General features: G+C 69.9%; 14 protein-coding genes. 3 read left to right on the top strand and 11 right to left on the bottom strand.

Annotation, left to right across the window (positions count from 1 at the left end; all coding sequences use genetic code 11):
- Positions 1-68: 68 nt before the first annotated feature.
- Positions 69-3,347: a GH92 family glycosyl hydrolase gene (locus ACZ6KY_RS12870; protein WP_469310336.1), complete on the bottom strand. Its 3,279-nt coding sequence runs from the start codon at positions 3,345-3,347 to the stop codon at positions 69-71.
- An 822-nt stretch (positions 3,348-4,169) separates the two neighbouring features.
- Here ACZ6KY_RS12870 and ACZ6KY_RS12865 point away from each other — a divergent pair.
- Positions 4,170-4,562: a hypothetical protein gene (locus tag ACZ6KY_RS12865; protein ID WP_469310335.1), complete on the top strand. Its 393-nt coding sequence runs from the start codon at positions 4,170-4,172 to the stop codon at positions 4,560-4,562.
- Positions 4,563-4,634: 72 nt separating this feature from the next.
- Here the strand turns inward: ACZ6KY_RS12865 and ACZ6KY_RS12860 are convergent, their stop codons facing one another.
- Entirely contained in the window at positions 4,635-6,422 is a 1,788-nt protein-coding gene (locus tag ACZ6KY_RS12860; protein ID WP_469310334.1) for a sensor histidine kinase, read from the bottom strand.
- Between the two features lie 254 nt (positions 6,423-6,676).
- A complete protein-coding gene (gene acnA / locus ACZ6KY_RS12855) occupies positions 6,677-9,391 on the bottom strand; it encodes an aconitate hydratase AcnA (RefSeq protein ID WP_469310333.1) in 2,715 nt (904 codons plus the stop codon).
- A gap of 661 nt (positions 9,392-10,052) precedes the next feature.
- Here acnA and ACZ6KY_RS12850 point away from each other — a divergent pair.
- Positions 10,053-10,247, top strand: a complete 195-nt coding sequence (locus ACZ6KY_RS12850; RefSeq protein WP_266763518.1) for a DUF4236 domain-containing protein — start codon at positions 10,053-10,055, stop codon at positions 10,245-10,247.
- A gap of 229 nt (positions 10,248-10,476) precedes the next feature.
- Positions 10,477-12,006: a helix-turn-helix domain-containing protein gene (locus ACZ6KY_RS12845; protein ID WP_469310332.1), complete on the top strand. Its 1,530-nt coding sequence runs from the start codon at positions 10,477-10,479 to the stop codon at positions 12,004-12,006.
- A gap of 674 nt (positions 12,007-12,680) precedes the next feature.
- Here the strand turns inward: ACZ6KY_RS12845 and ACZ6KY_RS12840 are convergent.
- From ACZ6KY_RS12840 to ACZ6KY_RS12805, 8 genes are all read right to left on the bottom strand, one after another.
- Positions 12,681-13,478 (bottom strand): 8-oxoguanine DNA glycosylase OGG fold protein, encoded by a 798-nt coding sequence (locus tag ACZ6KY_RS12840; protein WP_362617292.1) that lies wholly within the window; start codon positions 13,476-13,478, stop codon positions 12,681-12,683.
- 186 nt (positions 13,479-13,664) lie between these two features.
- Positions 13,665-15,425 carry an Hsp70 family protein gene (locus ACZ6KY_RS12835; RefSeq protein WP_329160043.1) on the bottom strand — a complete coding sequence of 587 codons (1,761 nt, stop codon included), beginning with the start codon at positions 15,423-15,425 and terminating at the stop codon, positions 13,665-13,667.
- Complete coding sequence (locus ACZ6KY_RS12830; protein WP_329160045.1) at positions 15,422-16,168, bottom strand: hypothetical protein; 747 nt, start codon at positions 16,166-16,168, stop codon at positions 15,422-15,424. The genes ACZ6KY_RS12835 and ACZ6KY_RS12830 overlap by 4 nt, the downstream gene beginning before the upstream one ends.
- A gap of 149 nt (positions 16,169-16,317) precedes the next feature.
- Positions 16,318-17,523: a hypothetical protein gene (locus ACZ6KY_RS12825; protein WP_469310331.1), complete on the bottom strand. Its 1,206-nt coding sequence runs from the start codon at positions 17,521-17,523 to the stop codon at positions 16,318-16,320.
- Complete coding sequence (locus ACZ6KY_RS12820) at positions 17,523-17,918, bottom strand: class I SAM-dependent methyltransferase (protein ID WP_469310330.1); 396 nt, start codon at positions 17,916-17,918, stop codon at positions 17,523-17,525. The genes ACZ6KY_RS12825 and ACZ6KY_RS12820 overlap by 1 nt, the downstream gene beginning before the upstream one ends.
- Positions 17,919-17,949: 31 nt before the next feature.
- Entirely contained in the window at positions 17,950-18,459 is a 510-nt protein-coding gene (locus tag ACZ6KY_RS12815; RefSeq protein WP_422811955.1) for a P-loop NTPase family protein, read from the bottom strand.
- A 96-nt stretch (positions 18,460-18,555) separates the two neighbouring features.
- Positions 18,556-19,608: a glycosyltransferase family protein gene (locus ACZ6KY_RS12810; RefSeq protein WP_469310329.1), complete on the bottom strand. Its 1,053-nt coding sequence runs from the start codon at positions 19,606-19,608 to the stop codon at positions 18,556-18,558.
- A complete protein-coding gene (locus tag ACZ6KY_RS12805) occupies positions 19,605-21,323 on the bottom strand; it encodes a carbamoyltransferase family protein (RefSeq protein ID WP_469310328.1) in 1,719 nt (572 codons plus the stop codon). Before ACZ6KY_RS12805 ends, ACZ6KY_RS12810 begins: the two co-directional genes overlap by 4 nt.
- Positions 21,324-21,325: the final 2 nt, after the last annotated feature.

Genomic DNA, 21,325 nt, shown 5'->3' with positions numbered 1-21,325 from the left:
CGGAGGAGACTCCGGGCCCGCCCCGCGTTCACGGGTGGATCAGATCACCTGCCCAAGGATTCACCGGCTCAAGGGCTCACCGCGAGGGTGAAGACGTGCAGATCCGCGTCGTCCGGAAGGGTGACGCTCTTGACGGTCCTGCCGGCCGGTGCCGTGAACGGCTTGGTCGCGAAGACGTAGGTGGCCACCGGGTCCTTGTCCGCGCCGGCGACGTTGCGGTAGGCGGCCTTGGCGATGGTCTCGTTGCCGTACTGGACGGTGCCGCCCCCGCCCCCGACGGTCCAGTCGGTGAAGGCCAGATCGACGGAGTCGGTGCCGCCGTCGGTGTAGGTGACGGTCGCCCTGGTCTCCTGGTCGCCGTTCACGGCGCTGCCGATGAAGGACAACCGGCTTGCCGGGTCGGTCAGTTCGATGCTCTGCGAGGTCGCCGAGGCGTTGTCGGGGCGGCCGGACGGCGACTTCGGCCAGGTGTAGGTGAGACCGTCCACCGTGCCCCGGGCGCCCGGGGTCAGGCCCGCGTCGGCGAGGGCCTGACGGGAGTAGCTCCAGCCGCCGCCGTCGTAGTCGGCCTCGGCGTGGTCTCCGGTGTCGTCGGAGACACCGGTGTTGTTGTAGGCCGCGAGGAGGGATCCCGGGGCCGCGACCGTCAGGGCCACCGGCTGCGCGTACGACGTGTCGGCGGAGGTCACCGTCACCTTGACGTCGTAGAACCCCTGCTCGGCGTCGTCCGCGGCGGTGAGGGCGATCCGCTGGGCGCCGTCGGTCACCGTGCCCTCGGCGGGCGTCGCCGTCACACCGGCGGGCACGTCCACGTGGAAGCGGACCTCGGGCCCGGCGCCGCCGCCGAGGGCCAGGGCGCGGATGTCGAGCGCGGTGCTGCCACCGGGCGCGAGCGTCGCCGCGGTCGGGCCCACCCCGATCTGGTACGGCTGCTCGCCGGTGCGGAAGGAGGGCGGCGCGGCCGTCTCGGCACTGCCCCAGCTCTTGTCGGCCGTGGCGGACAGCGTGTAGTCGAGCGTGCCGCCGTCGCGGACGAAGGAGGCCGGGAGCCAGGGCCGTTCGCTCGTACGGCCGTCGACGCGCAGCGACTGAACGTACGGGGCGTCCGCAGCCGCGCCCCGGGCCCGGATCTCGATGTCGGCGCCGCCCGGACGCTCGATCTCGATCCTCGGGAACAGCGGTGAGGACAGGGCGAGTTCGGCGCGGGAGGGCACCTGGGGGTACATGCCGAGCGCGGAGAAGACGTACCAGGACGACATCTCACCGAGGTCGTCGTTGCCGGGGATGCCGCCCGGCTGCGTCGACCACAGCCGGGTCATGGCCGCGCGGACGGTCTCCTGCGTCTTGTAGGGCGCGCCCGCGTAGTCGTACAGGTACGGCACGTTGACCGAAGGCTCGTTGTCCAGTTCGGACTTGTCTCCGCCGCTGCCGGTGAACGCCCAGCCGCCGTCCGCGTCGTGGAAGAACGTGTCGAGGCGGTCGAGGGCCTTGGCGCGACCGCCCATGGCGGCGAAGAGGCCGGCGGGGTCGTGCTGCACCATCCAGGTGTACTGGGCCGCCGTGCCCTCCACGAAGCCGTTGCCGGTCGACGGGGTGAAGCCGGTGACCCAACTCCCGTCGGCCTTGCGGTTGGCGATGTATCCGCCGCCGGGGTCGGCCGCGATGTTGAAGTTGTTCTGCCAGTACTGGGACCGCTCGGCGAAGTCGGCGGCGGTCTTCTTCTCCCCGGCGGCCTTGGCCAGTTGGGAGATCGCGAAGTCCGCGCCCGACATCTCCAACGTCTCGGCGGCGCCGCCCCAGGCGTTGGACACGGACGGCATGTAGTGGTGTTCGAGGTACTTGTCGAGCGAGGGACGCTGTCCGGCCGAGAGCAGCGGTTTGCCCGCCGGGGACAGGTCCTCCTCGGTCGGTACGGTCGCCGCCTTGACCAGGGAGCCGAGCGCGCCGCGCAGGTCGAAGTCCGTGCCGCCGAAGGCGCGGATGCCCGCGAGGGCGGGGGCTGACGGGTCGCCGTTCATGACGTGCGTGCCACTCGCGCCGTGCAGCCAGCGGTCCCAGACTCCCCCGTTCTGCCGGGCGAGTTCGAGCAGTGACTGCGCGATGTCGGAGCCGGTGTCCGGGTCCAGCAGGGTCAGCAGCTGGACCTGGGAGCGGTAGACGTCCCAGCCGGAGAACGTGCCGTACTGCGCTTCGTGACCCCGGCTCACGGTGTGCACCTCGCCGTCGGAACCCCGGTATCTGCGGTCGGCGTCACTGATGACGTTCGGGTGCAGGAGGGCGTGGTAGAGCGCGGTGTAGAAGGTGGTGCGGTCGCCGTCGGTGCCGCCGCCGACGCCGATCGCGCCGAGCTGTTCGCGCCAGGCGCGGTGGGCGGCGCGCTGGACGGAGGCGAAGGAGCGGGACGGCGGGTTCTCGTCCTCCAGGTTGGCGGCGGCGCCATCCTGACTGACGTACGAGATACCGACCTTGACGTTCACCGGGTCGGTGCCGGGCGCGAACTCCACATAGCCGCCCGCCCCCTTGCCCGCGACAGGACGGCCGCCCTGCCCGAAGCCTCCGGTGCCGCCGCTCGCCTCGGTGGCCCCCGGGCTCAGCCGGTCGTCCTGCCAGGTTCCGGTGGTCTTGAAGTCGCGGTCGAAGCGCGCGGTGAAGTAGAGGGTGTAGTAGGAGCGTTGGCCCTCGGGGTCGAGGTAGCCGCAGAAGTTTCCGGAGGTGACCGAGCCGGAGACGGTCCGGGTCGCCGGGTCGATCCGCACGGTCGAACCGGTCGACCCGACCTCGGAGTTGGCGGTGCGGATCAGCAGCGAGGCGGGCTTGTCGGCCGGGAAGGTGAAGCGGCCCGAGCCGGTGCGCGCGGTCGCCGTCAGGTCGGCGGTCACTCCGGAGGCGAGTCCCACCTTGTAGTGGCCGGGCTCGGCCCGCTCGTCGGTGTGCGCGAACCCGGAGGCGTAGACGGCGTCCTTGGTGTCGCTCGCCGGGGAGGAGGTCACCTCACCGGCGTACGGGAAGAACGGGATGTCGCCGCTGCCGCCCGCGCATCCCGTTCCGGACATGTGGGTGAGGCTGAAGCCCCGGATGCGCGTGGCGTCGTACTGGTAGCCGCCGGGCGCGGCCGTGCGGGTGGCGTCCCCGCGGGTGTTCTCCGGGCTCCAGGAGAGCATGCCGAAGGGCGTCACGGCCCCCGGGAAGACATTGCCGCCGTTCTTGGTGCCGATGAGCGGGTCGACGTACGCGGTGGGGTCCCGGACGAGCTCCGGTGGACCCGACGGGGGTGTGGCGAGCGCCGGAGTGGCGCCGGCGACCGTCAGGGCGACGGCCAGCAGGAACGATGACGGACGGAAACGCATGACGCGGCCCCTCCTCCTTCGGACGGGTCGCGCACCACAGGTCGCACAAGCCGCAGGGACAGTAACGTGCGCCACGGGTACCACGGAAGACCGCCTGCGCCGCTGGGGGCGCGCCCGGCACGCACTCCAATGGCGTCGCGGGGTGGCCTGCCCGGCGCGCACCCAACGTCGTCGCAGGCGGGGGCGTGCCCGGCACGCCCCCGCCTGCGACGGCTGCCACGCGCCCGGCAGACCACCCCGCGTCACCACCGACGCGTCCGGCACACCCACCACCCGCGCCACCAGGGACGCGCCCGGCGACACCCCGGTGGCACACGCCGATGACATCCTGCGACGACGTACGCCGACCGTGCGTCCCGCGCACCCGACGACGCGAGCCGCACGGGGGTGGGCGTGGAAGCGAAGGCGGCCCGCACGGGGCGCGGGCGTCAACTTGCTTGACATCGTTGTCCGTTGAGGCGATAGAGTCTTGCGCAGACCGCTCGACAACGTTGTCGCTCACCGTGGTCGCCACAAGCCGCACCATCCCGGGCGGGGCCTCCCCCGACCCGTCCGGGCTCGCGGACCGGGCGGGTTCGAACCCACCCACCCGGTCCGCCCGAGCGTTGCTCGTTCAACCGATCCGGCGTGACGGGTTGTTGACGGATCGTCACCGATCGCCAACCGGGCCCGAGACGACGTACCCGAACACACCAGGGCCGCACCCCCCTCATGGGGGTGCGGCCCCTGCGTGAGGCCGTATTCCCGGAACCTCCCGGGCGCCAGCACCCTCTACCTGTGCAAACGGCGCGTACCAAGGCGAGTTCGGGAGGAGGTGGACCGGTGCGGGATTCCTACAGCCGTGGGGGTCGCCGGAGCGGCACCGCGAGCACCGGCCGCGGCGGCGGCCTCGGCCGCGCCCTGTCGGCGGCCGCGTTCGCGAACCTGTTGATCGGAGGGGTCGGAATCGTTCCCGGCCTGTGCCTGCGGTGGCTGCTGACCCGATTCCCGTCCGTCGACTGCGGCGGCCCCTTCGGCTGCCACCGGGAGACACCCGACGACGCCCTCGGCCTGATCGCCGGCGCCGTGCTGGGCGGCGGCTTCGTCCTCGGCACGGTGCTGGTGGTGGACATCCTGCTGCCCTTCCAGGAGGGCCGCCCGGTGGGCCCTTGGCTCGGCATGGCCGCTCTCGTCCCGGCACCTTTCCTGCTCGGGCAGGCGGTGGGCTGGTTCTGAGGACGGGGCCGGTGAGCTGGTCGTGGAACGGTCGTAGCCGGTGGACCGGTCGTAGCCGGTGGACCGGTCGGCTCATCGCCGGGGGAAGGCGACTGGTTCCCCGTCGGCGTGGAGCACCGGTGTCGCCTTCGCCGAAGGCGGGATCGACGCGCGTTCTCCTGAGGCTCGTGCGGTCGGCATGCCGCCTTCGTCGGCCCGGACCTGCGGCCCGGCAGTCCCCGCGGACCGGGGCTCCAATGTGTACTCCCCCGGGGTCCGGCCGGCCGGGGGGACGGACCGGCCTGCCGGGAGTACGACGGTGAACTCCGTACGGCCCGGGGCGCTTTCGGCGTGGATGCGGCCGTGGTGGGCCTTCGTGACCGCCGCGGCGACGGCGAGGCCGAGGCCCGAGCCGCCGCGTCCGGAAGGGACCCGGGAGCGGGAGGCGTCGGCGCGGCTGAAGCGTTCGAAGACCCTGGGCAGCAGGGCGGGCGGGATGCCGGGGCCGTCGTCGCGGACCCGGATCGTGAAGGATCCGCCGGTGGCCTCCACCGAGGCGACGACCGTCGTGCCCGCCGGCGTGTGCGCGCGGGCGTTGGCCAGCAGTCGCGACACCACCTGGCGGAGCCCGGCCTCGTCGCCGGCCACCAGGGCCGGGGAGTCCGGGAGCAGGGCCAACTGCCAGGTGTGGTCCTCCCCCGCGGCCCGTGCCTCCCACACCTCCTCGGCGACCAGCGCCGCCAGGTCCACGTCCGCCGACCCCGACGGCCGCCCCTCGTCGAGCCGGGCGAGCAGCAGCAGGTCCTCGACAAGAGCCGTCATCCGCGCCGACTCGGCGGACACCCGCCGCCAGGCCGGCGCCGCGTCGATCGGCTCGGCGCCCCGGTTCATCAGCTCCGCGTATCCGGCGATGGACGCCAGCGGTGTACGGAGTTCGTGGCTCGCGTCGGCGAGGAAGCGGCGCATGCGCTCCTCGCCGCCTCGCATGCGTTCCTCGCAGCGGCGCGTCTCCTCCTCGGCGCGCAGGCGTTCCACGCGGGAGGCCTCGACGTGGTCGATCAGCCGGTTGAGCGCGGCGCCGACCTGGCCGGCCTCGCTGCCGGGGCCGGTGTCCCGTTCGGGTACCCGGGTCAGGCCGGTCACCCCGCCGTGTCCCAGCGGCGACCGGGAGACCTCGACGGCCATGGCGGCCACCCGTGCGAGCGGGCGCAGTTGACGCCGGACGACGACGGCGCAGACGCAGCCCGCGACGGTGAGACCGGCGGTCGCCACCACGCCCTCGACCACGGCCAGACCACGGATCACGTCCTGTACGTCGTCCATCGGGAGGGCGGTGAGCACGGGCCGTCCGCCGCCGTCGCCGTGGAGCGCTGTGACACGGTAGGTGCCGAGCCCGGGGACCGTCCGGGTGTGCGGTGAGCCGTCCGGCTCCGTTCCGGCGAGCGCGGAGCGCTGGGCGGTGCCGAGTTCGCGCGGCGCGCCGGAGGTGGTCACGAGCTCGGCCGCGATGACGGCTCCGCCGTCGTCGAGCCGGGCGGCGATCGTGCCGGTCGGCTGCCCCCGGACGTCGAGGAACCCGAGGTCCGTCTCATCGCCAGGACCGACGTCAGGCCCGACGCCCGGACGGACGCCCTGGCCGGCAAGGACGGCGTCCCGGTTGCGCTCGGCGGCTTCGACGACCCGGTGGTCCAAGTCGCCGAGCAGATAGGCACGTTGCGCGCGGAGCGTGGTGAACGCCATCGCCGCGCACACCACGACGAGCGTCAGCCCGATGAGGACGAGGAGCCGCGTCCGCAGGGATCGCGTGCTCAGGGATCGCGTGTGCGGGAACCGCCCGCGCCGCCGCTCTCGCGGTCGCCGCGCGGCGGGGAGGAGACTCATCTCCCGCCCGCCGCCGTGACAGCGCCGGACAACGGGACGGTGAGCACCGGTTCGTCGTCGACGATCGGCACACGGACACGGCCGACAAGGACCACGGAAACACCAGACATGGGGCAATCGTGTCCCGGCCCGCTGGGGGAACCCTGTGTTCCACCTGAGCAATGCCGATGTCCTGAAACCGACTTCGGGGGCGACGGCGAAGGGCCGCACCTCCGTCACCGGGATGCGGCCCTTCAACTGCTCTACCGGACCGCTTAGTTGCGGATCAGGTTGCGCAGCACGTACTGCATGATGCCGCCGTTGCGGTAGTAGTCCGCCTCGCCGGGGGTGTCGATGCGGACGACCGCGTCGAACTCGACGCCGGTGTCGGTGGTGACCTTCACCGTGCGCGGGGTGGTGCCGTTGTTGAGCTCCTCGACACCGGTGAAGGAGAAGGTCTCCTCGCCGGTCAGGCCGAGGGACTCGGCCGTCACGCCCTCCGGGAACTGGAGCGGCAGGACGCCCATGCCGATGAGGTTCGAGCGGTGGATGCGCTCGTACGACTCGGCGATGACGGCCTTGACGCCGAGGAGCGCGGTGCCCTTGGCGGCCCAGTCGCGGGACGAGCCGGAGCCGTACTCCTTGCCCGCGAGGATGACGAGCGGGATGCCCTGCTCGATGTAGTTGCGCGAGGCGTCGTAGATGAAGGAGACGGGGGCGCCTTCCTTCGTGAAGTCGCGGGTGTAGCCGCCCTCGGTGCCCGGCGCGATCTGGTTGCGCAGGCGGATGTTGGCGAACGTGCCGCGGATCATGACCTCGTGGTTGCCGCGGCGCGAGCCGTAGCTGTTGAAGTCACGACGCTCGACACCGTGCTCCGTGAGGTACTTGCCTCCGGGGGTGTCGGCCTTGATCGCACCGGCCGGGGAGATGTGGTCGGTGGTGACCGAGTCGCCGAGCTTGGCGAGGACGCGCGCGCCGGCGATGTCCGAGACCGGGGTGGTCTCCATCGTCATGCCCTCGAAGTAAGGGGGCTTGCGGACGTACGTCGACTGCGGGTCCCACTCGAAGGTGTTGCCCTCGGGGATCGGCAGCGCCTGCCACTGGGCGTCGCCCGCGAAGACGTCCTGGTAGGACTTGTTGAACATGTCCTCGCCGATGGCGTTCGCCACGACGTCGTTGACCTCGGCCTCGGAGGGCCAGATGTCGGCCAGGTAGACCGGCTTGCCCTCGGTGTCGGTGCCGAGCGCGTCGCGGGTGATGTCCACCTTCATGGAGCCCGCGAGGGCGTAGGCGACCACCAGCGGCGGGGAGGCCAGGTAGTTCATCTTGACGTCGGGGTTGATACGGCCCTCGAAGTTCCGGTTGCCGGAGAGGACCGAGGTGACCGCGAGGTCGTGGTCGTTGACGGCCTTGGAGACCTCGTCCGGCAGCGGGCCGGAGTTGCCGATGCAGGTGGTGCAGCCGTAACCGACGAGGTTGAAGCCGACCTTGTCGAGGTAGGGGGTGAGCCCCGCCTTGTCGAAGTAGTCGGTGACGACCTTGGAGCCCGGGGCGAGGGTGGTCTTGACCCACGGCTTGCGGGTCAGGCCCTTCTCCACGGCCTTCTTCGCGACGAGCGCGGCGGCGACCATGACGTACGGGTTCGAGGTGTTGGTGCAGGAGGTGATGGCCGCGACCGTCACCGCGCCGTGGTCGATCTCGTAGGTCGAGCCGTCGGGGGCCGTGACCGTGACCGGGTTGGACGGGACGCCGTTGGCGGCGGCCGGGGAGTCGGAGGCCGGGAAGGACTCCTTGCCCGCCTCGTCGTCGTCGGCGACGTAGTTGCGCACGTCGCTCTTGAACTGCTCGGAGGCGTTCGCGAGGACGATACGGTCCTGCGGGCGCTTCGGGCCGGCGATCGAGGGGACGACCGTGGAGAGGTCGAGCTCCAGCTTCTCGGAGAAGTCGGGCTCGGCGGCCGGGTCGAGCCAGAGGCCCTGCTCCTTGGCGTACGCCTCGACGAGCGCGAGCTGCTGCTCGGAGCGGCCGGTGAGCTTGAGGTACTTGATGGTCTCGCCGTCGATCGGGAAGATCGCGGCGGTGGAGCCGAACTCCGGCGACATGTTGCCGATGGTGGCGCGGTTGGCCAGCGACGTGGCGGCCACACCCTCGCCGTAGAACTCGACGAACTTGCCGACGACACCGTGCTTGCGCAGCATCTCGGTGATGGTCAGCACGAGGTCGGTGGCGGTCGTGCCCGGGGTCAGCTCGCCGGTCAGCTTGAAGCCGACGACACGCGGGATCAGCATGGAGACCGGCTGGCCGAGCATCGCGGCCTCGGCCTCGATGCCGCCGACGCCCCAGCCGAGCACGCCCAGGCCGTTGACCATCGTGGTGTGCGAGTCGGTGCCGACGAGGGTGTCGGGGTACGCCTGGCCACCTCGGACCATGACCGTACGGGCCAGGTGCTCGATGTTCACCTGGTGGACGATGCCGGTGCCCGGCGGGACGACCTTGAAGTCGTCGAACGCGGTCTGGCCCCAGCGCAGGAACTGGTAGCGCTCCTTGTTGCGGCCGTACTCCAGCTCGACGTTCTGGCCGAAGGCTTCCTTCGTGCCGAACTTGTCGGCGATGACGGAGTGGTCGATGACCAGCTCGGCCGGGGAGAGCGGGTTGACCTTGGCCGGGTCGCCGCCGAGCTCCTTGACGGCCTCGCGCATGGTGGCGAGGTCGACGACACAGGGCACGCCGGTGAAGTCCTGCATGATCACGCGGGCGGGCGTGAACTGGATCTCCTGGCTCGGCTGCGCCTGGGAGTCCCAGTCACCGATGGACCGGATGTGGTCGGCGGTGATGTTCGCGCCGTCCTCGGTACGGAGCAGGTTCTCCAGCAGCACCTTCAGGCTGTACGGAAGGCGAGCCGAGCCTTCCACCTTGTCCAGCCGGAAGATCTCGTACGACTCGTCGCCCACCTGCAGCGTGCTGCGGGCGTCGAAGCTGTTCGCCGACACGACAGTCTCCTTCATTGATGTGCGCGTTCCCACCGCATCCTGCCGCCACGACGTCATGGCCGATCCGCTAAGGTAAGGCTAAGTTAGGTAACCCTTACCACCGGATGGACGACGCAGTGCGGCTGCGGTACGCCTCGGCAGATATCTCGATGTCGAGATAACTCTAGTACATGGGGGCGAGCAGGTCATGTCCGGGCGCCCGCATGTCCGGCCGGTGCCGCTTGTCCGGTCGGCGCAACTTGTCCGGCTTACACCCCCCGCCGGACCGGGATCACCCGTCCCGCCGGACCGTGGCCACCCGCCCGGCCGGCCGGCGTCGCCCGGTCGGGGCGAGCCGTTTACCCGACCATGCACAGAAAGCCCGTATCGCCCGGAATCGCCCGGTCCCGACGGCGTGGACGAGCCCCCCGGCAGGCGCCGTCGCACGGCGAAGTGGCGGCGGTCGCGCGCCGGTGACGGTCGCTCATCCAAAACGGCGGACCCTCAAGGCGCCCGGGCCTCAGGCTCCCGAGGGGTGGAATCCGGCACTCCGGGGAGGCAACTCAGCAGCTCAGGAAGGAAATTGACACCCCGAAGCCGAGGGCAGGCACATCGGAGCCGTTTCGGGGTACCCGGTGTCCGCCGGGAACGTCCCGGCGCGACCGACCCGCAGGGGGCACCCATGCCGCTCACCTTCCGCAAGAGCTTCCGCATCCTTCCGGGGCTGCGGCTCAACATCAACCGCAAGTCATGGTCCATCACCTCGGGCGGAAAGAACGGGCCGAAGCGCACGCACAGCAGCACCGGGCGCAGGACGACGTCGATGGACCTGCCGGGGCCGTTCGGGTGGCGCAAGACGACCCGCAAGGCGAAGTGACCCAATAGCGACATACGACACCAGTATCGACGAACCGTCACGGAAGCGCCTCTTCACGGCACTCATCGGCGGCGACACGAGCCCGCGGCGCCTCCCGGCACGCCGCGGGCGTCGCCGCCGTGCCGGTACGGGCACCCGAACTCCCCCTCGAACGCCGCCCGGTGGGCCCGACCACTCGGAAGGCGGCGCTCCATTTTCCTTTATCTCACATCCGATATACGGTCGCGCCATGGCAGACGACTACCTCGTACGTATCGGCAAGCTCATCCGTGACGCCCGGCAACACCGGGGCTGGACACAGTCGCAGCTTGCCGAGGCGCTCGGCACCAGTCAGAGCGCCGTCAATCGCATCGAGCGCGGCAATCAAAACATCAGCCTTGAGATGATCGCCCGAATCGGTGAGGCGCTGGACAGCGAGATCGTCTCGCTCGGCTATGCGGGTCCGATGCATCTGCGCGTCGTCGGCGGACGTCGTCTGTCCGGCTCGATCGACGTCAAGACCAGCAAGAACGCCTGTGTCGCGCTGCTGTGCGCGACGCTCCTGAACAAGGGGCGCACCGTACTGCGCCGGGTGGCCCGGATCGAAGAGGTGTACCGCCTGCTGGAGGTCCTCAGCTCCATCGGTGTCCGCGCCCGGTGGATCAACGGCGGAGTCGACCTGGAGATCGTGCCGCCGAGCGAGCTGAACATGGAGGCCATCGACGCCGAGGCCGCCATCCGCACGCGGTCCATCATCATGTTCCTCGGCCCGCTGCTGCACCGCCTGGACGCCTTCAAGCTGCCCTACGCGGGCGGCTGCGACCTGGGCACCCGGACCATCGAGCCGCACATGATCGCGCTGCGCCGGTTCGGCCTCGACATCGCGGCGACCGAGGGTCTCTACCACGCCCGGGTCGACCGGTCCGTCACGCCCGGCCGGCCGATCGTGCTGACCGAGCGCGGGGACACGGTCACCGAGAACGCGCTGCTCGCCGCCGCCCGCCACGACGGCGTCACGGTCATCCGCAACGCGTCCTCCAACTACATGGTCCAGGACCTGTGCTTCTTCCTGGAGGCCCTGGGCGTACGGGTGGAGGGCATCGGCACCACGACGCTCACCGTGCACGGTGTGCCGAACATCGACGTCGACGTGGACTACTCGCCCTCCGAGGACCCGGTCGAGGCGATGAGCCTGCTCGCCGCCGCCGTGGTCACCGAGTCGGAGCTGACGGTCTGCCGGGTGCCGATCGAGTTCCTGGAGATCGAGCTCGCGGTCCTGGAGGAGATGGGCCTCGACCACGACCGTACGCCGGAGTACTTCGCGGACAACGGCCGTACGCGGCTGATCGACCTGACCGTGCGGCCCTCCAAACTGGAGGCGCCCATCGACAAGATCCACCCGATGCCGTTCCCCGGCCTGAACATCGACAACGTCCCCTTCTTCGCGGCCATCGCGGCCTCCGCGCAGGGCAAGACGCTGATCCACGACTGGGTCTACGACAACCGGGCGATCTACCTGACGGACCTCAACCGCCTCGGCGGCCGGCTCCAGCTCCTCGACCCGCACCGGGTGCTCGTCGAGGGCCCGACCCGCTGGCGCGCCGCCGAGATGATGTGCCCGCCCGCGCTGCGGCCCGCCGTGGTCGTCCTGCTCGCGATGATGGCGGCCGACGGCACCTCGGTCCTGCGGAACGTGTACGTCATCAACCGCGGCTACGAGGACCTCGCCGAGCGTCTGAACTCGATCGGCGCGCAGATCGAGATCTTCCGGGACATCTGAACGGCGCGGTGCCGTGCCCCTTGAAGGCAAGGGGCACGACACCACAACCCGCCAGCTGACCTGCGGATACCCACCTTCACAACCCTCCATTGATCACTGTTGTTTTTCAGCACCTTGTGCAACGCACGTGCAAGATGATCTTGAATGGGTGACGACACGTCAGAGATATCTGAGCACCCGTCAGCCTTCACGGAGAGTCGTCGTCGAAGTGGCCTCGCAACGTCCGAGGAGCGGCGGTGACGGTGGCGTCCCACGTCCCCGTCGGCGACCCGCAAGTGCGGTTCGTGTCGATGCAGTCGCCGCCCACGAAGTATCGGCCCGTGTTCGATCCGCACCTGTACGCGTTGGTCGCGGCGATCCGTACGGCTCGACCGGACGTCGGTGCAGCCATCCTGATAGGGCGAGTAGACATTCATCCAGATCGCGTCCCAGGACGCCCTCCGTGGAAGGCGGCAGCCCGCCAGGCGTCCTGCTGAGGCGGGCCGGACACCTGCCCCGACATAGCCACGCCCCGATCTGCGGGTTCCGGCGCTTGATCCCCTACACCACCTGGCGGGACCATCTCCAAGATAGAACGGTCATCGTCTGCTGACGTTCGAGGCCTCGGGACTTGGCTGCGGCCATGGGCAAGCACCTGAACCAAGGCCTCACAAGGTGAACACCCGGCGATACGGTTATTCCGGGTCCCAGGCGGCGCTGAAGAGGGCCAGCTCGAGCACGTCTGGGGCTGCGGGCCAGTCGATAGACGCGGCCGCGAGTCGCTCGTTGGCGGCGTACATCCACCGGAGGTGGACGTCGTAACGGTGGGAACTCCAGCCGCTGTCGCGCCAGATCCACTTGGCGATCGCCTCGGACCACTCGTAGCCAACCGCACGTCCAACCTTCGTGGCGTGCCTGCGCAGGACCCCGGCGAGCACGCTGTCGAGGATCAGGGGACGCGGGCCCTTCACGTCTGGCAGCGCCTGGCCCGCGAAGTAGAGGAATTTGGTGAGGAACGCCGGACCGAGGCCATCGAGAGTGTTCAGCACCTCGTAGGCTGCGACCGCGCCCTCGTCGACGAGCAGGGACACCGCCTCGGTGAGGACGGCCTCAGCGCTGGGCTGGGCGAGCACCTGACGAGTGCGGTACGGGCCGTAGCCTGTAACACCGTAGCCCCACACCTGCGTGGCCACGAACGCCTCTGTCCAGCTCTCGGACTGCTCCGCGGCCCGGACCGCGGCCACGACCTCGGCTCGGCTCACCGAGGCCGAATCGGCCGCCGCCCGGTCGGCAAAGGTGCCGGGCCACGGCGCTACGACTATCCACTTGGATGGCGTGTACGGGATGCTGTGGGGGCCACACCCGTTCGCGTACCGCTGACCGCGCTCTGGGTCGGCTAGCCACAGCCCCAGTGACTCCACCGCGCTTTCCGGCAGCAGCAGTTCGACCATCATCTCATCAAGCTTGTCCGCCCGGCTCTGGTCGTACCGCATTGCTAACGTCGCCCCCTCTTCCTCATCTGACGCGTCATCGTGGTACGACCTACCTGCCTTGATTTCTTTGGCAGCTGTTCTTCCTTGATCGGGAGTTACAGCGAAGAAGACCGTATGTCCCGTCGCAGACAGTGGAGCGAGCTACTGGCGCACCCAGGAATTTCCGCCACAGAGCCCAGAGGCTGGTCAAAGTCCCCCCGTCACCACTCGCTGCGGCTCGCCGTTGACCGTTACGGCAGGGTCGGCCTCCACCACGCGCACGGACATGTCGATCGGTGCGGGGCGGGCATTGGCCGTTTCGGCTGCCGAGCGGTGTCGGACGTTGGAGGAGCCGTCGGCGAACGGGCGGACGGTGTGGGCCAAGAGTCGGGTCAGTTCGTCGTCGAGGCCGTGCTGCAGTGGGGTGCCGTCGGGGCCGAAGGAGTCGATCTCGCGCTCGGCGAGCTGCTTGCCGGTGGCCGCGTGGGTGGCGGTGAAGCGCAGGATGCCGCTCTCGTTGTAGCGGAACTTGACCTCGATCATGTTCCGGCGGACGTCCTGTTCGCGGGTTGGGAGAGGCACCTCGATGTTGGCCAGGGGGAAGGCACGGTCGCTGTCGGCCGGGTAGCCGACTTCGCCCTCGATCACCGACACGCGCACGGAGGAAGCGCCCGGCGTGTCCGGGTAGAAGTTGGCCGAACCCTCCGCAGGGAGCGTGGCATTGCGTCGGATGATGGCGCGGAAGCCCCTCTGCTCGCCCGCGCTCACGGCCGTGCCCAGGTCGTAGCTGGTCACCAGGGAAAAGTCGCTGTCATCGCCGAGTTCGCCGTCGAGGGAGGCCGCATAGATGGCCGCGCCTCGGGCGACGGCGGTCATGGGTCGGCACAGGCCGCTGTCGACGATGCGGTCGTGGCCGAGGAGCTCGCCCAGAGCCTGACGCACCTGGGGGATCTGCGAGGTGCCGCCGATCATCAGTACGGAGTCAATGTCGTCCGGGGTGATGGCCAAGTCTTCCAGGGCCTGCTGGACCGGCTCGAGGGCGCGGATGATGAGCGGGGTGATCGCCTTGGTGTACTCGGCCGCGGTGATCCTCACCTCACGCCTCGAGATCAAGGGGGCGAGGCCGACCGGGAGGTCGAAGAAGAGCGCGCCGTCCATCGGCACGGAGGACAGGGCGATCTTCGTCAGCTCGACCGACCGGCGCCACCGGCGTCGTTCGGCCTTGGTGAGCTGGTCCGCGGTCAGACCCATCTTCTGCTGGATCAGCTGGGCCAGCGCGTTGTCGAACTCCAGGCCTCCGAGGGCGGTGATACCGCGGGAGGTCTGCTCCTCGAAGAGGCCGTCGTCGTATTCGAGGACTGTGACATCGATGGTGCCGCCGCCCCAGTCGAATACGAGGAAACGGCCGGGGATCGGGACGTCGTGGGCGTACGAGATCGCAGCCGCGGTGGGCTCGTTGAGCAGGGCCCGAACCTTCACTCCGCCGAGTGCTGCCGCGGCACGGGTGCGGTAGCGGGCGCCGCCTGTGGCATTGGCGGGGACGGTGACGACCGCGTCGGAGAGGTCGAGCAGCTGGGCAGAGACGCCTTCCTTCATCCGGCTGAAGAGGGAGGCGGCCGCGACCGTGCTGTGGAACTTCTCCGAGCCGACCCAGACGTGGTGCTCCTCGAGCTGGGCCGTGACCTCGAGGCCGTCGATGTCGCCGTCCTTATCGGCACCGGAGCGCGTGCCGAGCATGCGCTTCACTGCGTCGAGCGGCTCGCTCGTGCCGGTCTTCGCCTCCCAGCCGAAGCAGAGGGTGCGCTGGAGGTCGCGGACGGACAGCACGGAGGGGAAGAGCTGCTCGAACTCGGACATCTGCCACTGGGCGGGCACGTTGTCGCCGTCGACCGGCAGCACTTCGGTGGTGTGCCCGTTCCAGTGGGCCACCACGGAGTTGCTGGTGCCGAAGTCGATACCGAAAGTCATCGCGTTCCCCTCCGCTTCGTCCGGCGGTCCCCGTTTCCTTCAGGACCGGGGCGCGACCCGCCGTTTCGCTGCCCGTTGCCTCTGTTCTGCTGCTTTTCGGGTTCCTGACCCCGGTGGTACTTCTTCCTCTCCTGCTGTGCAGGAGCCTCCTTCTCAGGCTGCTTCTTCTCACCTTCGGCATGGGTTGCTCTACGCCTCTGCCGGGGCGTCATTTCCTCGGGTGGAACCTTGGCAACGGCTCGCAGCCAGCCCCGTTCGACAAGCTTCCCGGACTCCTTGTCGACGTAGGCCGGCGCGACGAGTTCAAGGGTGACCGGGCCCTTCTTCATGACACCGGGCGGGTCCTCCACGACGTTGAACAACGACTGATCGCCCGAGTCACCGACGATCTGCAGGCCGGCCTTCGCCGCCAGGTGGTCGAGGCGGGTCACCACCACCTGCAGGCTCTTCGCATCCAGCGCCTGCCGGTGCAGGACGGCCAATTGAGCCAAGTGCATCTGGCGTGTACGGACACTCTCCAGCACACCCGCGCGGACTGCTTCGGTGAACTGGGGAAGCACTCGGCGCATCAGCTCGGCCCGGAAGACGGAGACCAGATCGGCCTCGGTCTCCTTGTCGGCCAGCGCTGCGCCCAGTCTTTCCGTCGCCTGCTCCAACTCTCTCTCCACCACGGGCAGGAGCGTCTCGTTGACCGACTTCAGGATCGCGGCGGCGTCCAGGCTCCCCGGGACGAAGCCGGGCATGTGGCTCTCAGCGAACCGCCAGGGAGCGGCCTCGGCCGCCCTTCGCTCCCCACGGTTCCGCGCGCTTCCGCTGTTCGGCCCGCGTCCCCGTTTCCGCTGGGATCCGTCAGGGGAGCGAGAACCACTGTCGCCTTTACCGGCTCCGTTGCTCACGATGTGCTGCTCTCTGAGTCTTCAAGGGCTGCGGGGTCTTCAGCAGCCAGGGAAAGGCGTTCTGTCGCCCTGGTGATTATTTCTCGGGCCGCCTCGGAGCGAGACCACGCGCGGTCGCTGTCCGTGGGCGGCGCGGTGAGCCTCTGTAGGGGCTCTGGCGGGAGTTCCAGCCGGTGGCTCGTGCCGGTGGGGTCCTTCCAGCGGTGTGGGGCGAGCGGAACGGCAAACCGGGGTACTTCCTGCTGCTCCCGCTCGGCCTTCTCGATCATGTCCTTGGCGCCGTTGATCCGGACGCGGCCGCTGTCGTCGAGCTCCTTCCTCAGGGCGCGCCAGGCCTTCTTCCAGTCGTCCGCCCCGTCGGGTACGCCGAGCACCAAATACGGGTTGAGCGGCTGGTCGCGTTCTCCGAGGGGCCGGTCCTCCAGGAAGCTCCGATTCTTCCGCAGCATGGCCACGGCACCTCCGCCGAGTTGGTCCCGCACTGGGGGACGGCCTTCGGCATCCTGCTCCAGGAGTTTGAGGGACTCCGTCATCTCCTGGCCGGCGCGCAGGTAGGCATGGACGTTCTGGGCCTCCCAGCGCACCGGCTGTGAGTGGTGCCGAAGCCTCGCGGCCATGGTGAGCGCCGCCTTCCTCCGCTGTTCCGCCGTCTCGCCGTCCCCGCGGAGGAGGGCACGGTGCATCTGTCGCACGGCCCTGATCAGGGCCCGAACGCCGATCCAGCCGTTGAACCTTTTGTTACTCCCGCTGCGTACACGGGGGTTGATCCGCTCCAGGAGGACCCACAGCCTCTCGTCGGCGACGAGGTCGTCCGGAATCTCTCCGGTCCGCCGCACTTCGCGCAGGGCATCGAGGAGCTTCTGTGTTGGTGGAAGGAGGTCGGTCCACTCCTCCGCGATGGCCTTGGCGTCGTTGGCCTGCAGTCTCACCAGCACGCTCCAGTCCTGCGGCCAGTCATGGCCGGGTTCCGTTCCCGGGCCTGCCTCCCGGCGCTCCCGTTCCAGGGGCCAGGCCAGCAGGTCCATCTCCTCGTCGGTGAGGGACGCCGGGTCCTGGCGGGCACGGAAGTAGGCGGCACGGGAGGTGCCGTCGTGGTCGGGGACCGCGCCGATCCACTCCTCATCGATGTAGTCGTCGAGGAGCGGCCGGGGGAGCTTCGCCAGGAGCGCCCTCTGGCGGGGGGCCGACAGGTTGGTCTCCATCAGGCGACGACGATGTCGCTCGACCCGTCGGGCAGAGGGAGGTCGTGGAAGTCGCCTTCGACGAAGTCCACCGTGCTGTCGGGCAGGTCCTTGGCGCGCTCGCGGGCCTGGGCGAGCAGGGAGGGGGCGGCGTCCAGCCCCACGAGGCGCTCGGGCCGGAGCTGCTCGGCGATGACGCGGCTGCTCGTGCCACGACCGCAGCCGATGTCGAGCACCACGCCGAGCCGGTCGGGCCGGGCGTGATGGGTCTGCACCAGGCTGACGATCGTCTCGGGCACCGGGTGGCCGGTGGTCTTGGCGCGCATCAGGGCGCTGGTGCGCCCGGCCAGCCGAGAGGCGTGTCCGTACAGCTCCGACTGTCGGGCGGGGTCCAGGAACGGGTTGGGCTCGTTCATGCCGCACCCCCTGGCCGGGGGCGCGGGCCGGTCAGGACTGCTCGGCGGCGACCTTCCGCAGCCAGCGGCGCGTCTGACGCCGGTTGGCCAGCAGCACCACGTCGGTGCCGGAGCCGAACTCCTCGATCTTCGCCATCACGCGGGGGCGCATCTTGCGCCGGTACGTGGCGACGTACTTGATCACGCCCCAGCGGATGCGGTTGTGCACTCCGTTGCCCTTGTGTCCGGCTCCGTGCCGGATCTGCCGGGAGAAGATCCCGTACAGCGCCGCCACGGTCGACACGTCCATCAGGACCACCGTGTCGCAGGCTTCGAGCCGTACCTGCAGCGTCGAGTTGTAGTTGCCGTCGATCACCCACCGCGGCTGCGCGACCAGCTCGCGCTGGACGTCGGTGAACTTGTCCATCGGCAACGCGTTCCACTCGTCGTCGTAGAACGCGGCGTCCAGGTGTGTCACCGGGGCGTCGAGGATCCTGCCCAGTTCGCGGGCCACGTGGGATTTGCCGCTGCCTCCGCAGCCGACGATGGCGACCTTTTTCATGGTGCTCCAGCGTAGAGAGGTTCGGGTGTCCGGCGAGCCCATCCTCCGGGACGCGCCCGGAGGATCCGCGCGCCGTGGTCGATCGAGCGGTCTGCATCAGGCAACCCCCCGCTCGGTCGCGGTGGCCTGGACGAGGCCGTGCAGGACGGACTCCAGGGTGTTGACCTGCTTGCACAGGCCGAATAGACGCAGCCGGTCCACGCACGCGGCGATCAGGGCGGCGTGCTGCTCGGTGCCGGCGATCTCGCGCAGGTAGGAGAGACGTTCGAGCACGTCGCTGCCGGAGCGCACGACCAGCTCCTTCGGGACGAACCGGTCGGCGAAGCGGATGTCCGCCGGGGCCAGCGGCAGGCAGCCGGCGAGCACGGCCTCGAAGATGCGCTGGGTCATCTGCCCGACGGCGGCGTACCGCTCGGGCAACATGAGCACCGTGGCCAGGGACCGGCCGTAGACGCCAGCAGCTTCCTCGAACGGGATCCGGCCCGCGAATCGGACGTGCGGCCAGCGGCTGGTCTTCGTCCACTTCCCGGCGACCAGGTGCTCAACGCGGGCAGCAGCCGGGGCGAAGAAACGGTCGAAGGACTCGTCGCGGTCGTACTGGTTGCCCACGTAGCCGAGCGCGAGATCCCGAGGTCGCGCCGCCAGGGTGAGGGGATCGGCCTGGGCGAGGAGGTCCTCGGCGACGGGGAAGAGCAGCGAGTGCGCTCCGAGGGTTGGCGCGAGCGCGGCCTCGCAGACGCGGGTGTGGGCCGTACGGCGCCACACGCTCTCGGCGCGCAGGGTGCGGTCCTTGTCCCAGATGATGGTGGGCGTCCGAGACCGGGCCGTGTAGTGGTTGATGAGCTGGGCCTGCCGGTGTAGGTCGCAGGTGTGCCCCTCACTGCCACACACGGTGGTGTTGCGGCCGGGGATGGCCCAGCGCCACTCGAGGAACAGGACGTCGATGCTGGGCAGGCCGTCGTCGAACGTGTACGCACCGCCGAGGTCGTCGTCGGCTTCGAGGCGGTCGCGGTCGGGCTGGAGGAAGACGATTTCGTGACCGCGGGCAAGGAGAGCATCGATGAAGGGGCGGCGGTGGCTGCGGCCTCCGTCAGGGGTGTCGGTGACGCCGTTGCCGAGGAAGCCCCAGAGGCTGTACCCGATCTTCATTTGGTGATCCACCGCCCTTCGAGAAGCAGGGCGTCGAGGCCGGAGTTGGCCAGGCAGTCCAGGGCCATCTCGGGCGTCCCGCAGATCGGTTTCCCCTTGACGTTGAGGGAGGTGTTGATCAGCACGGGGATGCCAGTTCGGCGGCCGAAGGCGGTCAGCACCGCGTGCATGAACGGGTTCTGCGACCGGGTGACGGTCTGCAGGCGGGAGGTGCCGTTGGCGTGCACGATGGCCGGCACCCGCTCGCGCGTCAGGTCCGTCACCCCGGAGGCCATGGACATGTATGGGGCCGGCTGGCCGAGGGTGAAGAACTCGGCGGCTCGCTCGGCGGGGACCATGGGGGCGAAGGGCCGGAACGGCTCGCGGAACTTCACGGTGGCGTTGAGTCGCTCGACGACGCCGGGCTCCAGCGGGGAGGCGAGGATCGAGCGGTTGCCCAGGGCACGAGGCCCGGCTTCGACCCCTCCCTGGAAGAGTCCGGCGATCACGCCGTGGGCGAGCTGGTCGGCGAGGAACTCGGCGGTCTCGATGCCGAGGGTCTTCTGGTGGAGGCCGGGCCAGGGGGTCAGGTCGAGGGGCTGGTCCCCGTAGGAGGGGCCCAGGTAACAGTGGCGGGCGATGCCGGCGACCGGGCAAGGCGTGCGCGCGTCGACGTGGACGGCGAGCGCGGCCCCGATCGCGGTTCCGGCGTCGCCCGGTGCCGGCGGGACGAACACCTCGTCGAAGGTGCTGGCTTCGATGATCTTCCCGATGCTCACGCAGTTCGTGGCGACGCCGCCGCCCACGCACAGGCGCCGGGAGCCGGTGAGCACACGGGCGCGGCGGGCAAGGTGAACCATCACCTGCTCGGTCCGCTCCTGAAGGGCAGCCGCCAGGTCTCGGTGGACGTCGGTGAGCGGCTCGCTCGGGTGCCGCTCGGGGCAGGTCTCAGCGACGAACCGCCGGGATGTTCTCGGGTATCCCGAGGTGAGGGTGCGCGTCGGGAAGTAGCCGGGGTGGATGCGAAAGCCCGTGGCCGTCGTGCGGACGGCCGTGGTGAACAGGTGCCGGAAGCGGGCTGGGTCGCCGAGGGCGGCCAGCGCCATGACGGTGCCTTCCTCGTCGCCCCGCCGCCAGCCCAGGTGCTCGGTGACGGCGCCGTACACGTAGCCGAGGGAGGCCGGGTCGTTGATCGCTTCCAGGGTGTGGACGCGGGGGTGCTGAACGCCGTGGCCGTGGGCGATCGTGGTGGTCTGCCGCTCGCCGAGGCTGTCGACGACGAGTACGGCCGCTTCGTCCCAGCCGGAGGCGGCGTAGGCCGTGAGCTGGTGGGCTCGGTGGTGCAGGACCGATGTGACGCGGGCCGAGGGGAACTGGCTGCCGAGGACGCGCAGCCGCCGCCGGGTGCGCAGGGCGACCTTGGCGAACCCGTGGGCGCGAGCCAGGCTGCGGTCGCGCGTGGCCGACGAGAGCGCCATGCGCAGGGCGACGGGCGACTCGGCGAGGTAGCGGGCGGGCTGGAAGTTGTAAGCGACGGCGTCCACGTCGGTGGCGCTCAGCTTGGCCTGGTCGAGGAGCCAGCCCACGGCGCGAGCCGGGTAGAGCTTGGTGTGCTTCTGCTCGGAGAGGCGTTCCTCCTCGACGAAGCCGACGAGTTCACCGTCGACGAGAAGGGCGGCCGAGGAGTCGTGGGTGTACGAGCACAGGCCGAGGACGACGGAGGGGGTGCGCTTCATGG

The organism is Streptomyces sp. NPDC042002, from assembly GCF_055588305.1.
This window is presented reverse-complemented; position numbering and strand designations above follow the sequence as displayed.